Raw genomic sequence first — 14817 nt, 5'->3', positions numbered from 1 at the left:
GGATAAAAGATGAGTGAAACTTATGAGATCATTTTGCAAAATGCTTTAATTTTAAAAGTAGAAAAGGGAAGTAATAAAATCATTTTTGAAAAAATGTCAAAAGAAACAGGTCGATACACTCAAAGATATTCTAAGGCTTTGTTTGAAGCAGCAAGATTAACCAAAGTCTACAAAGAATCCTACCAACCCATCTACCTAGACCCCACTCTTCACACGGGACAAAGTTCTACCTTACTAGAATTTAAAGCTTGGCAAGAACTTTATCTAAAAGATCCCCCAAAAGGTAAAATAGCCCCTTGGACTAAAAAAGAAAAAGCCTATTATGAAAGTTTAAAAACAAAAAGAGAAAGATATAAATATTTAGTCATCAGAAGTGGATTAAGACCTGCTATTTTAGATGTGCCACTTGATGCGATAGCTGGAGTCGATGATAATGGTAAGGTCATTAACCCTGAGTATGAAGAGTTTTTTTATCTCGCTAATTTAAACTCAAACAGATTTGCTGCGTATTATTCTCAATATTTAGAATTAAATGAATGGAATTTATTAAGAGGTTTTTTAGGAGATAGAAGAGCTTTTATGAAGATGAGCTCGACAGGTTGGACGGCTAGGAATCATCAAGCTCTCTTTTTACAAGCTCAATTAGGAGATGAAGATGCGTTTAGAAATTTAGCCTATGTTATTTTATGCTCACTTGCTTTAATGGATGGACTGCATTGGAATAAACAAAGAGCCCAAATGATTTATGAACTGAATAAAAACCATAAAGCCTTACTTGATAAATTTGGAATGATACCCTATTTAGATGAACTTATAGGAGTTGAATGGGTGATTGACTTTAATACTATGTATGGTTGGGCTTGGGATCCTCAAAATCAAGGTCCAATCGTTCGTTTATTTGACCTTGTAGATGCAGGAAAGCTTAAAGACCCAAGGGATAAGGACTCTACGCCTGAAAGTAGGAAGGAATTTGATGAGACAAGTAGGTCTAAAATATATAAGTTTATTACAAATTTTGATTTTGATATACCAAATGAATGGAGTGAAGCAGATGCAAGAGAGCGAATAGAAAACAAATTGCTCTTACCTGCTAAAATCTTAGCCCTCACCCCTCATCAAGGCTACCCCAACGCACCTACTTACTATACCCCTGAGTATTTAGAAGAACTTTATAAAAATGGCGAACTTGATAAAAAACTCAACCCCACTATCCCAGCCATTTATAGGGACAACTTCCCTGAATATCTAAGACAAGAGATAGAAGCCTATGCTAAAAGACATCATATTAAGGATTAAACAACAAATCCGTCCTAAATTTACTGGGAAGATTAGCCACTACTATCATAATGAAAGATGGTTCGGAGATAGGGTAAATTGAATAGATAAAGATGAAAAAATGAGTGAAATTTATAATCATAAATTTAGTTTTAAGGCTCTCTATAAATAAGAGCCTTAAACTTTAAGCTTTAGCCTCTCTCCAGTCATCACTTCCACTTGTGCCAGCAGCAGTGTGTTCCCAAATGATTTTTCTATAATTCATAGAAACTTTGAAAAGTTCTGTTTTATCACTATTATTTTTATCCTGTGCGTTTGGCATTACAAGATCGATACTTGTGATGATAGCATCTTCAAGTATAGTCGTAAAGAAATGTTCTCCTCCTCCACTTGTAGAGGTTCTAAACCAATGCACTTCTACTTTTGGAAGCTTTTCTCCCTTTGTAAGAGCATTGTAAAGTAGCGGAACGGCTTTATTAAGTGAGCAAGTGAAAGAGAAGGGTTTATGAACTCTTTGCCCTGATGGTTGCCCACTTTGTGGGTCAGTTGGCACTTCAACAATGTGTGAAACTTCTTGAGCCATAATCTCATCTTCATGTCCTGCTTGATAGCGATTACCTATGCTAGCTTCAGTTGAAGCACCACTTGAAATAAGACCTTGAGAAGAACCCTCGATTTTAATGTAAGCTGGTTGTGCCATAATTATTCCTTTATTTTAAAATAAAATGTGAATTATACCATCTTCATTTAAAATTTAGGATAAACTATGCAAAAGTTTTATAAAATACTTCTTCAATTTTTAAATGATTTAATTTTAGTGGGAAAACTATGTTTCAAAAAATAAAAAATTTTTTACAATCTAAACTTTTTTTAGCACTTTTTTCTTTAAGTGTTCTTTTTATTATGAGTGTGTTTTTTTGCTTTTGGGGTTCTTTAATTGCCTTTAATGATGTCTATATTTTTGCCAATCCTTATCTTAGATTTGGAATTGTATTTGTTCTTTGGTTTTTTATTTTTTTATTTTTTCTTTTAAAGCCTATCATAAACTTTTTTGCTTCTTTTAAAAATGAAAAAAGAAGCAAACTTAAAGCTCTCAAAAAAGAAGCCAATGAATTTTTATTTAAAGCTAAAAGAAATTTTTTTATTTCCATGAAAGATGCTAAAAATACTTGGAAACAAGATATAAAAACTAAAAATTTACCTCTTATTATCATTATAGGAAATGAAGGGGCAGGAAAAAGCACTTTTATTAACTACTCAAATATAGAATATCCTTTAAGCGATAGTTTGGAATCTTATAAAAAACTTCATAAATCAACCACTAATTTTTCTTTGTATGTTTCTAAAAATGGAGCTTTGCTTGATACGGAAGGAAATTATTTTTCTCAAGAGGAATTTTTTAGTCCTCAAAGTAGCGATGAATTACCAGAAGATGATATAGATAAAAATAAAGAATTTTTGGTAAAGAAACACATTTGGCGTTCATTTTTGAATTTTTTAAATAAAAATTTTTTTCATAGTAAGCTTAATGGCATCGTTTTGATTGTTGATACAAAACTTTTTTTAACACAGCCTAAAGAATACTCTCAAAACATTATCCGTTACCTTACCAAAAGGGTTAATGATTGTGAAAATGCTTTGAATTTAAGACTTCCCATTTATATCGTTTTTTCTAAGCTTGATTTGCTTGAAGGTATGAAAGAATTTATGAATATTTTTAATGAAAAAATCGCCAATAAAATCCTTGGTTTGAGCTTCAGCGGAACGATTGATAAGAATATTTTAGACAAGGATTTTAAAGAAATAAGCCAGTCATTATTTTATGCTTTTACAAGTATGAATCATCACATCCATTCTTTGGAAGAAAAGAATAAAATATACTTTTTTCTTAAACAGCTCGATAATCTATTTGCTTTGGCTAAGAACTTTATTTTACAACTTCAAAACGAGAATTCTTTAAAAAATAATTCTAGTTTAAGAGGGATGTATTTTGTAAGTGCTTATCAGGAAAATGTTCCAAGAAATTTCTTACTTGATGCAGTTTGTGAAAAATACAATATTAAAAAAGCCCTAGTTAAAACAAGTCGTATTAAAACAGAACAAAGTTTTTTTGTAAAATCTTTACTGGAGGATATCATCTTTAAAGACACGCCTTTAAGTCATGTTAAAAATTTATTGAAAAAAATCTCTTTTGTTTCCTTAGCAATTTTACTTTTTCTAGGAACTTATTTTATATCCTTTCATTTTATTTCTAAAAATATCAATGAACAAGAAAAAGCACACAACGCTTTATATAATCTTAATGCCCTTTTGCAAAATTCTAAAAATTATGAAAATTTTGACATTAACAAAAAGGCTGAGCTTTTAGCACATCTTAAAAATATCCTTAGTGTGTATCCTCAACTTGGCAATGAAGCAAATTTTGTGGATTATTTTAAAATCGAACTTTCATATAAAGCTTTTTCAAAGGCTCAAGAGTTTTATTATCAACTAAATGAAGATGTGCTTAAAAACACTTTGCTTAAAGAAATGGAATTTATTTTACAAAATGACAATGATAGTAGCACGCTAGTAAAAACCCTATACATGTATAAATCTTTATTTGCTCAACAATATCTTGATAAAAATTTACTTAAAATTTGGATTAATGAAAATTGGCAGGTTTTAAGCAAATATCAAATTTCAAATGAGAGTTTTTTAAGCGGTATCGATGAGCTGACTAAAATTAACTTAAATCATTTTAAAGAAAACGAGCAAAGCATACGCACAAGTATATTTAAACTTGGCAAAACTTCAAGAGCAGAAAGAATTTATATTTTACTTGATTTTATAAATTATGAGAAAAAAAGAAAAAAATACAATCTCAAGGATGATTTAGGATTTGCTGCCAATAGTGTTTTTGCTCCAAGTAGCAAAATTGACTTGATAGAAAGAATTTATACTAAAAATGGAATGCTTGAGTTTTTAAATAGCCTCAACACAGATATAGATAAAGCGACCCAAATTGAAGCTTTTATGTTTGCAAATAAAAATTTAAAAACGGAAGATAAAAACGCGTTAGCCATGGCTATACTTAAAATTTATCTTGATGCATATCAAAATAAATGGCAAAGCATATTACATTCTCTTGCTCCACAAAAATATAATACAAAAGATGGATTTTTAAACGAGCTTAGTATATTATCTAAAAAAGAAAATCCTGTGCAAACTCTACTGACAATTATCAATTCTAATACAAATTTAAACGATCCTTTATTACTCACTCAAGCATACAATCTTGGTTTAAATGCTAGTGAAATTAAAAATAGTTTTGTTAATTTTACTAAGGTATTTGAACCTTATCACCAATTAAATTCTCAAAATAAATTGGTCGATGCAGGAACCTCGGCTCTTGGTTTAAAAACAGAAGATAAAAATGAAGTCAAACTTTTAGAGCTTTTAAGTGCTGATATTATGCGAATTCACACTAAAATTACCGAATTTACAACGACAAATACACAAAGTGCTGAAGAAAAAATTATCTACGCTCTTGGAAAAAGCAAAGATACTAATGATGCTTTTACTCTTTTTAATGCTGATATTAAAAAACTTCCAGGTGGATTTGAAAAGTATTATAAACAACTTTCTTTAGATGCTTGGAATTTAATCGAAAATCACGGAATTTCTTTATTTAACACAGCGTGGTTTGATGAAGTTTATACTCCTTTTATCAACAATGTTGCTTTATTGTATCCATTTAATGAAACAAGCTCTGAAGAATTAAGTATAGATGCATTCAAAAGCTTTTTTGGTAAAAACGGAACTTTAAATAGATTTTTAAACAAATATTTTAATGGGGTCTTAATTAAAAGAAAAAATAGTTATAGTGTTAAAAATGAATTGAGTTCAAAAATGAATTTTTCCAAAGATTTTTTAAATTTTATTTCTACAGCAAATGTGCTTTCCAATTTAATGTTAAACGCTAATGATAATATAAAAGTAAGTTATACGCTCAAAAGCCTTGATTTAAGTGCAGATTTTTCTTTTATAGAATTTGGATACAATAATCTTAGCACAAAGTATGACCATACTTTAAACACAAATTTAGCAATCATTGCAGAGCATTTTAATCATAGTAGTAATTTAAATTTTACAGCTTATAATTATGCGAATTCGAATCTAAGTTACCAGAAAAATTATAAAGGGGAATGGGCTTGGTATCGATTTGCTAATGAAAATAAAAAAGCAAATAATTATGGCTTTATTTTTGAAAATAACACAAAGATGTATTTTGATTTTGCTCTAATAGGCGATATACATACCATTATAACCACGCTTAAATCACTTAAAATTACAGAAAATGTTACAGGGAATGCAAAATGATGGAAAAGGGAAATATTGGACTTGTGATTGAAAATCACGAAATGAATCAAACAAGACATAAGGCTTGTATCTTTAATGAAGATGGGGGCTTTATAGGTTCTTCACCTGAATGTTTTTTGTTTGTGCAAGATGAGGAGCAAAACATTGACCAAAAACATCTTAAGATAGGATTTGAAGAAGGATTTTTTACCATCTCTCCTATGAATGAAAGTAAGGTATTTTACAACGACTCTTTTTCACCTATGGAAGCAGGATATGAAGTTATCATTAGTCTAGGCGATACCTTTAAGATAGGTTTGCTTAAATTTCGCTTTGTGGATAGTAAAGAAATTAACAAAGAACTTTTAGAGAGTAAAGAAAAACTTGAATCTATACCAAAACAAGATGATAACATAGATGCTATCAATCTTCTCCCTAGAGGAAAAGTAGAAGCTGATTTTAATGAAAAAGAAGGCATAAAAGAACTGATAGAAACAAAGCCAAATTATGATTTTATAGAAACAAAACAAGATAATAGCTTTTTAATGTTTAAAGAAAATTCTTTGGAATTGACAAAAGAAAATGTAGATAAAATCCTTGATAAAATTTTTAAAGAACTTAAGCAAAATCAAAAAAGTGCTTTTTTAAATAATCATTATGCAAATTTAAATATTGAGGATTTAGAACAAATTATTGCTAATGTTCCGCTTATCAAATCAACAAAGCTTATTAATCTTATGGCTTTAAGTCTTATTAGCAAGGAGCTTTATAGTCCAATTTTTGAAGAAATGGAGGACAATGCCTTTTTTACCTATCTTAAAGCCGCTATTGGCGGTAATTTAAAGGAGCAAAAACATTTATTTGAAAATTTAACTATGAGAGCATTATCAAGCTATAAAGAAAAATAAGATACAAGAAAAAACAATATCTTTTTAGAACCATAAATGTAGCGATATAAATTTGATTACAATAACAAAGGAGCAATTGATGTTGGAGCTTTCAGCGGTTAAAACTTTTGGAGATTTAGCCAAAGAAAATTTGCCTTATCTTTATCAAATCGTTCCAAAAACAAAAATTTGGATTGATTAAAAGTGAATAATCAAGAGAATATATTAAATGAAAAAATAAAGATAAATGTGGTAAAAAGCGTTATGGGACATTTCTTAAAATCTGTAAAAGTTGCTAAGCTCGCGTTATATCTAGTTATTTGACAATTCATCATTATGATCAACCAAGATATATTTATTAATTTTTGTATTTAGCTTATTCATAGAGTCTTTTTTGCTTATAAATCGTTTAACCCTATCACTTCCTTCTGATATAAATACAATATCATTTGTATTTTTATATTTTTGATATGAAATTTCATCATCATCCTTACCAAAGGGAACCCCTTCCCCATAAATCCTAATACCAAATTCTGTGAGTTTATCTTTATTTTTAATAATCTCTTTTTTTATTTTAGAAATCACAGAAGCTGTTTTGTATGTTTTGTATGTTTTAATATCACAAAAAATACTAAAAGTTAAAATTTTCTTTTCTGAAAAAGTTGTTAAAAATCTAATTAAATCTTGAACAACCAATGAGCCTATATTCACAAGAATTTTTGACAAATCCTCATCATAGGCAAGGGTTGATTCATTTTGTAATCTTTTGATATATTCTCGTTGAATTGTAATAATAAAAGTTGAAACTTCAACACCATTTTGCTTTTTAATTTTTTGTTCACTTAAATCAAACATTAAAATTCTTTTATCTCTTAATGTTGTAATATGCTCCTTTCCATCAATTGTTGTTTTGTATGTTAAATCATAGGCAAAACGAGAAATTTCATCCAATTTTTTTCAACCACCCATAGCTTAATGGTGTTTTATTTAAATAATATTTTAAAAATGTATAAGGCTCTACCCTAATCGTCATATCCAAAAGATTATCCTGATATTCTCTAACAGTTTTGGCATCTGTGTTATTTTTAATATATAAAAATAACGCATCTATAATACTTCTGTGCGTTTGCGTTAAAAGAGAATTTTTTAATTTAATACTATAAGTAGAGCCGACTCCATTTGACATATTAAATTCAATAGCATTATTATTTTCTTTAAATTTTTGATAAAAAGAGGTTTTTTTTAGAGCTTAAATAAAAAAACCGCGACTTTCTTGCATCGTTACAACACCCTCGATCTCTTTGCTAGATACAGGAGCAATATCTTGTTTTTTAATCATTTCAGCATCATCAATTTCTAATTCAAAATCAGAATAAGAAAATATCTGAATTTTTTCTGCATATCCATCACTATTGATTTGATTACTATCTTTAAGAATTTCTACTTTTCGGCAAGATGAATTTTTCTTTTTATCACTTTCAAATTCCAGTTTATAAATCAATCTAGGGGAATTAAATAAAACTGAACTCCCCATAAGATTTGATCCCGTTTTATCTAAATGATGCAAAATTAAAATCGCTTGATTATTTTCAAAAGCAAGTTCTGACAAAACATTAAAAAAATTTTGAATGTCATTTTGATTATTTTGATCTTTAAAGCCTAAATACGAAAAAAGTGCTAAAAGTATCCAAAATAATTAAATTACAATCTGCTAACTCCATCAACTTATTTCTTAAATTTTTCATTAGGATCAGATGATATGATATTTGGTCTCTCATTTGAAAAATTAAGCTTTTCACTTTCAAAAGGATAAAAATATTCTATATCTTTAATTCTAGTTTTAATTGAAGCAATTTTATCCTCCAAACTCCAAAAAAATGGAACAAAACCTTCATTTAAAGCATTCGCGCAAATTTTTAATGCCAAATAGGATTTTCCTATTGAACTCGCGCCACTCAAAATCGCAACAGAACCCAATTCTAATTTAAGAGTATCCTTACATAAAACAACAGACTTGTCTGCATTAAAAAAATCATTTGTCAATATATTAAATTTCTTCGGCATAAAAATCCTTACAAACTTTCCTTTGACATAAATCTAATAAAATTAAGGTTTAAATTAATGATAACTGCTTTAAAAGTTAAAAGAAGATTTAAGCATCTCCAAAAAGTGTTTTTTAAAGCGAAATTGATTATGAAATAAAACCTTTGTTTTTTAACCATAATAAAATTGCTTCATTGACAATATAACTTTGCGTTTCTATTTTTTTACCTTCCGTTTGCTGATAGTTTTTAAGCAAATTAATTGTTTCAATGGGAAGTGGAACATTTAGTGGTTTTAGTTTCGGTTTTGTTTCTTCATTATTTGTTTCACCACGCGCTTGTTCGATAAATTTATCTTCTTGAAGTTTTTTGAAATCATTGTTTTTTGGAGCTTGCTTAAATGCCATTTTAATTCCTTCTTTCTAAAATTTGATGTCCGATTTTAACAACTTCTTCAAAGAAAAGTTCAAAATCTTTAATTGCTTTATCATTGTCATTTTGTGCAAATTCATTTAAAGTTTTACCATCTTCTACACTTTTTTTATATGCTCTTCGTTCGTATATTAAAGAATTTAAAACAATTAAATCGCTTAAATTTTTCTCTTTAATGCTTCTTGCTACATATTCTCTTAAATCTTCTAAATCTTTTGCTAGTAAAGGATTAGGTGAAATTCTATTAAATAAAATTAAAGCTGTAAGTTTTTCATTGCTTTCTTTAGCTAGGTCAAAAACATCAAGCATTCTATCCATTACTACGACATCATATTGACTTGGAATTGTAGGGATAATGAGCAAATCCGCCCTACTCATAGCAATTCTCATTTCTTTAGAGTCGCGTCCGCCTGTGTCAATTACAACAACATCATTTTTTCTTTTTGTATCGTAATCTCATCTTTAAGAGCTGCACCTGTTTTTGAGATATTTGAAAATAAAGGCGGTAATTCTGAAAGGCTGCGATTATTTGAAAATACTTCGGTTGATTTTTGTGGGTCGGCATCTATGAGTGTTACCCTATCTCCATCTTGAGCGAGACGACAGGCAAGATTGACCGCTATGGTGGTTTTGCCACTACCACCCTTTTCATTTACAACAGCAATAACCATTTTATATCCTTTAATATTATAATAAATGTTATTATATACTATAATATAATTTTATATACTATGTTAATTTACTAATTATCATATACTTTATTAGAAAACTCATTTACTATCTTCAAATTTGCCTTTTCTAACATCTTTTTATCCCAACCCTCTAGGTTATTAAGGCTTGGATAATAAGGAGGTAAAAGCTCTATATAAATTTCCTTTTGATATTCTAATTCAAAATAATATCTTCCCAAAGCAGAGGGGGGAAGCTTGAATGTTTTGTTACTATAAAATTGTTCAGAAAGGATAAAATTAGGGCTATTAAAAGCACTATCAGAACTAAGACCTATAACCCCAATACGCTTTACACCTTTAAATTCATACTCATAAGCCTTTAATCCTATTTCATCATAAGCAAAATAGCTCTTTATGTTAAATTCAAAAATGCCAGTATAATTAAAGTTAAAATCATAATAATCGTCAAAATAGATATATTCTTTTTCAAACCCTAATTCCACACCAAGCACTTCTTTTTCAAACCCCACATTAAGCAATTCTTTTTCATAACGCTTATTTACTTCTTGCTCTAAATCTTTATAATGTATTTTTGTATCATCCATATAAGCTATGGGATTAAAAAGAAGCTTAGTTTCATCTTGAAACATACCACAAGAAAGATCTAATAAAAAATCATGCAAACTCCAAACCAAATAAGCATAAAAATACTCATCATCAAAAGTGATTAAATAATCCTCATCTTTTTTATTTTGCTTTGCTAAATAATCAAGTGCAGTAAGCAATAGTGATGGAATTCCTTTAATTGAATAACCTCCTTCTTTAAATCTTTCTGCTTGTTCTTTTGTGAGAATGCCTACTTTGCCTAATTCATCGTAAATTTCATCACTCAAAACATAAGGTTTTATGCCGTAATCTTTATTAATAGTATCCATATAATTTTGTATCATTTTTACATTTTTGCTATGAATTTCTTTGACATAAGAGCGAATTTGATCTTTGGTTAAAACTTTGGTATTTTTTTCTATTTTACATTGAAATTCCAAGTTATTTTGGTTTATGCGGTAATCTCCACGCGTGTGTTCTATATTATAGATTTTAAATTCTGGTATAGAAATTATTTGCTTTATTGGTTCAGGCTTGATATAGTTTGGATTTTTTTCTGCTAACCATAAAGGATTGATTTTTTCTAATTCTTCTTCTAAGTTTTCAAGGCTTGTAGGGATATATTTTGGGATAAGCTTTTTTCCCTTTTTTTCAAAAATAATCTTACCCAAATAAATGCCAAATTTTGAATCATAATCCTTAAGAGCATTTTCAAGTATAAATTCACTTGGAAAATACACATCTTCGCTAAGGCAAATATTATTAAAACTTCTGATATTTGTATTAATAGCAAGATAAATCGCCTTTTGTTCTTTTCTATTTTGTAAAAATTGTTTATGTTTTTCTAGATTTGGCTCACGATATCTCATTGCATTTCCTTAATTATATCGTTTTCTATTGCTCTAGCTTCGCTTTCACTTGGTTGGAAGAAATATACATTTTTAGTTTCGTCCTTATCTGTGCCAAAATACTCTTTATTTTTATTCTTATCAAAATAAACATATAGATAAGTATAATATATATATCTTTGCAAAGCATCATTTTTAAGTTCTTTTTGATGCATATAAGCGTGGCGTATTTCGTGTATGATGGTTTTTAGCATCACTTTTGTTTTTTTTGCGTCTTTTTGATTAAGAGATATGGTCAAAGTTTTCGTATCGTATGCACCATCATAGTCTCCTGAAATGGTTTGAATGTTAATGTTTAAATTAAAATTTTCACAAATTTTTCTTGTTAAATTCCCCCACCATTTTATAGGATAAATTTCATCTGCTTTATATTGAAATTCTTTTAGCACTTTTATAACCTTGCTTTCGTAGTCATTGATATCTTGAAAATAATTTTTATATTTTATTTGCATATCGCTTTTTGATTTGATTTGATGATAGATTTTTACTGCATTAAATCGGTGATAAATATAAACTATTTTTCCTGAAAGTTGCGGATAATTTTTTAGCTTCTCTAAAGAATTTATTGCTTGGATGCTAAGTAATGAAAGGGTTATAAAATTATAAGCATCATAAAAATCAGCGATTAAATTTAACTTTTTCCATTCTGCTGTAAAATCGGTATCAGATTTTAAACCACTAGATAGCACACTCTCTCTCACACCATCATCACTTCCCACACCCACTCTAAAACTCATATCAATGATAATATAAGCATCTTCTTCGTTAGGCACGGACTTTTTTTTAGCATCATAAGCAAAGACTATGATATAGTATTTATAATCTTTTGTTTCTTCTACGGGTTCGTTATTTCTACTAATAGGCAAATGAAATGCTGAAGTTTTGTCTATTATATTGCATTTAAGAATTTCAAGTTCATCAGTTTTAATGATATAAGCACCATTTAAAAAACTTTCTTTTTTTGTTTCGCTTTCGCAGTGGATATAAGCCCAGGTTAATTCTTCGCTTATTTCTTTTTCCTCTAATTGTAATTTTATATAAGTCCCCGGTGCAAAAGAAGTATTTAAATCGATATTCTCATTTGCAAATACAATCTTCTTAGTCTCTTTTTTGGGATAACTTACTTCAGTGCAAACAACCCCCTCCCTTTCATCTTCTACAAATCTACTTTGATGATGAAATAATTCTAACAATTCCCCTTGTGCCATACCTATGCTACCACTACTACCAAATTCTGCTTTTTCATTGACACTATATAAATATAAATTATCTTTTATGATGGTTTGCTCTTTGTCCTTATCTTTGATTTCTTTTGAAGTCTTAGAACACTCTTTATCTGTGTATAATCTCACACAATACTTTCCCCAAGTTCTTCCTATCTCAAAAGGATAATCCTTTAAAAAACTAGGATTTAAATCTTTAGCAATTTCATTGATTTTAAAATAATATTTTCCCTCAGGTAAAGTTCCAAATTGATCTTTAATACTTGCATCATCATAATAAAAATAAGCCTTTTTCCCCTTACTCTTATCCTTTTCATCTTGATAAAAATAATGTGCGATTTGCTTATCACTTTGTTTTATATTATCTGCTTTAGCTGTGCCACTTCTTGCTAAATAAGAAGTGATTAAATCCCTTCCTTTGTAATAATAAACATTAAAGCCATCATAAACTAAATGCTCTTTCGCTTTAAATTTAAGTATGAGTCCTTCTTTATGACTTACATAATTATTAAAGATTCTTTTAGCATTTTGTAAAGGAGTAGAAAGATAAGCTTCATTATCCTCTAACTTCACTTTAAAGCTATAACAATCCCTAAAATACTTTTCCTTATCAAATCTAATCTTTCCTAATGTATCACTTTTTCTTTTTAACTTCACTACACTTAAACTCTCATCATATCTAAAACCTTTAATGATAACTTTTGCATTTGCAATCGCTTTACCCCATTCATCTTGCAAGATGAGAGTGATGAAGCTTGGTTCTTTGGGGGAGGATGGGGAAGTGGTTGAAACTTCTTTTGAAAGTTTATTAAAACTTTGATCATTATAAAGAATTTCTTTTTGAATTTCTTTAGGCTTCAATTTGATACTTAAGCTTTCTTCTAATAAAGAATAATGTTTAATCTTTGCATTATAATGATGATATCTTATATTCAAATCCCCTAAAGCACTTAAATTCTCTTTATCATATTTAAAATGATAAAGCAAATTTTCTTCTTTATCTTCAAATAAAAATTGATGACTTTCAGTGGCTCCTAAAAGAAGTGTTTCATAAAAAAATACCTTAGTATTAAGAGCTTTAAAGTCAATTTCACATTCTTTTTCTATCCTTTTAATATCAAGCAAAGACTTATTTTTAAGAAAGATATCGCAATGATTATCATAAAGATGAATTAAATTTGACATCGATGAAGCATTGTCTAAAAAGATGATTCTTTTACTTTTATCTTTGTTTTCTAGGATGAAAAGGTTTAGGGATTTGGAGTGAGAGCTTAAAAGATTAAATTCTTGTTTGTTTGCATTATTTTCCTGCTTTAAAGTTAAAGAAATATCATCTTTAAAATTTGGATTTTTTATTGTATTGTTTATGTTATTTTCTTTATTTAACTTTTCATCTTTGTTGAATTCTTCATCTTTAATTTGATTTGTTGTTTTATCTTCATTTATAGCTAAAGAATTGATATAAACTTCATAAGCATTTTCTAAATCTTTAAAGCCAAGTTTTTTAAATGTATCTATGCTTTTATAAAGCCTTTTCCTTGCTTTTAAATAAGTATCTGTGATTTTATCTTTGTGTAATGAGAATATAATATAAAAACTAGAATTAAAATCTAATTCTTTGATTTTTTCTTCATTAAATAAGGCTTGTTTATTCTTATCAAATAAAACATAATCTTCACACAAATACAAGGCTTTTAAAAGATGAAGTTTAGAGTTAATGTTGATATTATTAATATCTTCTAAAGAAAGCTTTTGTATGTAGGCTATTTTTAAGTTATTGATAAGCTGTATAGGCATAATTTTATAGTGATTATACTTTTGGCTAAATTGCTTAAGCTTTTCTAAAAACATTTTGTATTCATTGATATAATCTTTTTCATCTTGCATAAGATTTAAATGCTTAAGGCTTTGATTAAAAATGCTGTTGCTATAAAAGCTACAAGAAAAATCATCAAAATTAAATTCTTTTAATAAATTGCTATTTTTATTATCTATTAAGCATAGGGGAGCAAAAGATTCTTGGATGTTTTTGTAGTAGGGGTAGAGGGTGTGAGCGGTGGGTTTATAAGTTTTATTGTGCGCAAGAGAATCGATTAAATTAAAAGTAAATTTCTTGGCTTCTTTTCTGGAGTTTTCAATATCTTTTATTTTATCAAGTGCCATTCCCAAATCCATAAAGATAGAGAAGATAATTGTCAAATCAGCTACCCTATCTATTCCTAAATTGGCTATAGCTTTAATTACGCTTTTTTCTTCATCCCAAACTAAAATAAAATTAATAGTATCACCAGCAATAGGAATTTTTTTACAAATCATTCCACAAGAATTGAAAATTTGTAAAATGGTATTTCCTGAATCTAAAATGGGTTCTATTTCATCCCAAGTTTGTTTGATTTCTTCGGGTATTATTAAATCATTTTTATCTGACATAT

The 14817-nt window shown here is 28.5% G+C and carries 13 protein-coding genes; 3 read left to right on the top strand and 10 right to left on the bottom strand.

All coding sequences use genetic code 11. From position 1 onward, the window contains the following. The first annotated feature begins 9 nt into the window (after positions 1 to 9). Complete coding sequence (locus tag CHELV3228_RS03480; protein WP_082199550.1) at positions 10 to 1296, top strand: hypothetical protein; 1287 nt, start codon at positions 10 to 12, stop codon at positions 1294 to 1296. A gap of 163 nt (positions 1297 to 1459) precedes the next feature. On the opposite strand, the gene CHELV3228_RS03475 is transcribed toward CHELV3228_RS03480, so the two are convergent. Next, complete coding sequence (locus CHELV3228_RS03475; RefSeq protein WP_082199549.1) at positions 1460 to 1975, bottom strand: Hcp family type VI secretion system effector; 516 nt, start codon at positions 1973 to 1975, stop codon at positions 1460 to 1462. A gap of 128 nt (positions 1976 to 2103) precedes the next feature. Between CHELV3228_RS03475 and tssM the strand changes: the two genes are divergently transcribed. Together tssM and CHELV3228_RS03465 are read left to right on the top strand one after the other, a co-directional pair. Next, on the top strand, positions 2104 to 5637 hold the full coding sequence (gene tssM / locus CHELV3228_RS03470) for a type VI secretion system membrane subunit TssM (protein ID WP_082199548.1): 3534 nt from the start codon (positions 2104 to 2106) through the stop codon (positions 5635 to 5637). Then, the gene (locus CHELV3228_RS03465; RefSeq protein ID WP_082199547.1) at positions 5634 to 6524 is read left to right on the top strand and encodes a hypothetical protein; all 891 of its coding nucleotides are present in this window, start codon (positions 5634 to 5636) and stop codon (positions 6522 to 6524) included. Before tssM ends, CHELV3228_RS03465 begins: the two co-directional genes overlap by 4 nt. Positions 6525 to 6815: 291 nt before the next feature. On the opposite strand, the gene CHELV3228_RS10510 is transcribed toward CHELV3228_RS03465, so the two are convergent. From CHELV3228_RS10510 to CHELV3228_RS10485, 9 genes are all read right to left on the bottom strand, one after another. Then, the gene (locus CHELV3228_RS10510; protein WP_234981032.1) at positions 6816 to 7454 is read right to left on the bottom strand and encodes a hypothetical protein; all 639 of its coding nucleotides are present in this window, start codon (positions 7452 to 7454) and stop codon (positions 6816 to 6818) included. Next, a complete protein-coding gene (locus CHELV3228_RS10505; protein ID WP_234981033.1) occupies positions 7447 to 7689 on the bottom strand; it encodes a hypothetical protein in 243 nt (80 codons plus the stop codon). The genes CHELV3228_RS10510 and CHELV3228_RS10505 overlap by 8 nt, the downstream gene beginning before the upstream one ends. Before the next feature lie 63 nt (positions 7690 to 7752). After that, positions 7753 to 8112 carry a hypothetical protein gene (locus CHELV3228_RS10500; RefSeq protein ID WP_234981034.1) on the bottom strand — a complete coding sequence of 120 codons (360 nt, stop codon included), beginning with the start codon at positions 8110 to 8112 and terminating at the stop codon, positions 7753 to 7755. 116 nt (positions 8113 to 8228) lie between these two features. Further along, positions 8229 to 8567: a helicase RepA family protein gene (locus tag CHELV3228_RS10495; RefSeq protein WP_234981035.1), complete on the bottom strand. Its 339-nt coding sequence runs from the start codon at positions 8565 to 8567 to the stop codon at positions 8229 to 8231. A gap of 127 nt (positions 8568 to 8694) precedes the next feature. Continuing rightward, positions 8695 to 8952, bottom strand: a complete 258-nt coding sequence (locus tag CHELV3228_RS03455) for a hypothetical protein (protein ID WP_082199546.1) — start codon at positions 8950 to 8952, stop codon at positions 8695 to 8697. A gap of 1 nt (position 8953) precedes the next feature. Then, positions 8954 to 9367, bottom strand: coding sequence for a hypothetical protein (locus CHELV3228_RS10670; RefSeq protein WP_270981493.1), 414 nt, complete (start codon positions 9365 to 9367; stop codon positions 8954 to 8956). 29 nt (positions 9368 to 9396) lie between these two features. After that, complete coding sequence (locus CHELV3228_RS10665) at positions 9397 to 9648, bottom strand: ParA family protein (protein WP_147733913.1); 252 nt, start codon at positions 9646 to 9648, stop codon at positions 9397 to 9399. 71 nt (positions 9649 to 9719) lie between these two features. Further along, complete coding sequence (locus CHELV3228_RS03445) at positions 9720 to 11123, bottom strand: hypothetical protein (RefSeq protein ID WP_082199545.1); 1404 nt, start codon at positions 11121 to 11123, stop codon at positions 9720 to 9722. Beyond that, positions 11120 to 14815, bottom strand: a complete 3696-nt coding sequence (locus CHELV3228_RS10485) for a hypothetical protein (protein WP_244289605.1) — start codon at positions 14813 to 14815, stop codon at positions 11120 to 11122. Before CHELV3228_RS10485 ends, CHELV3228_RS03445 begins: the two co-directional genes overlap by 4 nt. Positions 14816 to 14817: the final 2 nt, after the last annotated feature.

Source organism: Campylobacter helveticus (assembly GCF_002080395.1).
In the GTDB taxonomy this organism is placed as follows: Bacteria; Campylobacterota; Campylobacteria; order Campylobacterales; family Campylobacteraceae; genus Campylobacter_D; species Campylobacter_D helveticus.
Note: the sequence above shows the minus strand (reverse complement) of the source record. Positions and strands in the feature narration are given on the sequence as shown.

Bases quoted from the DNA above. Each gene is read 5' to 3' on its own strand.
- CHELV3228_RS03480 (WP_082199550.1), top strand. From the start codon at position 10: ATGAGTGAAACTTATGAGATCATTTTGCAAAATGCTTTAATTTTAAAA.
- CHELV3228_RS03475 (WP_082199549.1), bottom strand. From the start codon at position 1,975: ATGGCACAACCAGCTTACATTAAAATCGAGGGTTCTTCTCAAGGTCTT.
- CHELV3228_RS03445 (WP_082199545.1), bottom strand. From the start codon at position 11,123: ATGAGATATCGTGAGCCAAATCTAGAAAAACATAAACAATTTTTACAA.
- CHELV3228_RS10485 (WP_244289605.1), bottom strand. From the start codon at position 14,815: ATGTCAGATAAAAATGATTTAATAATACCCGAAGAAATCAAACAAACT.
- CHELV3228_RS10495 (WP_234981035.1), bottom strand. From the start codon at position 8,567: ATGCCGAAGAAATTTAATATATTGACAAATGATTTTTTTAATGCAGAC.
- CHELV3228_RS03465 (WP_082199547.1), top strand. From the start codon at position 5,634: ATGATGGAAAAGGGAAATATTGGACTTGTGATTGAAAATCACGAAATG.
- CHELV3228_RS10670 (WP_270981493.1), bottom strand. From the start codon at position 9,367: ATGAGAATTGCTATGAGTAGGGCGGATTTGCTCATTATCCCTACAATT.
- tssM (WP_082199548.1), top strand. From the start codon at position 2,104: ATGTTTCAAAAAATAAAAAATTTTTTACAATCTAAACTTTTTTTAGCA.
- CHELV3228_RS10505 (WP_234981033.1), bottom strand. From the start codon at position 7,689: ATGTCAAATGGAGTCGGCTCTACTTATAGTATTAAATTAAAAAATTCT.
- CHELV3228_RS10665 (WP_147733913.1), bottom strand. From the start codon at position 9,648: ATGGTTATTGCTGTTGTAAATGAAAAGGGTGGTAGTGGCAAAACCACC.
- CHELV3228_RS03455 (WP_082199546.1), bottom strand. From the start codon at position 8,952: ATGGCATTTAAGCAAGCTCCAAAAAACAATGATTTCAAAAAACTTCAA.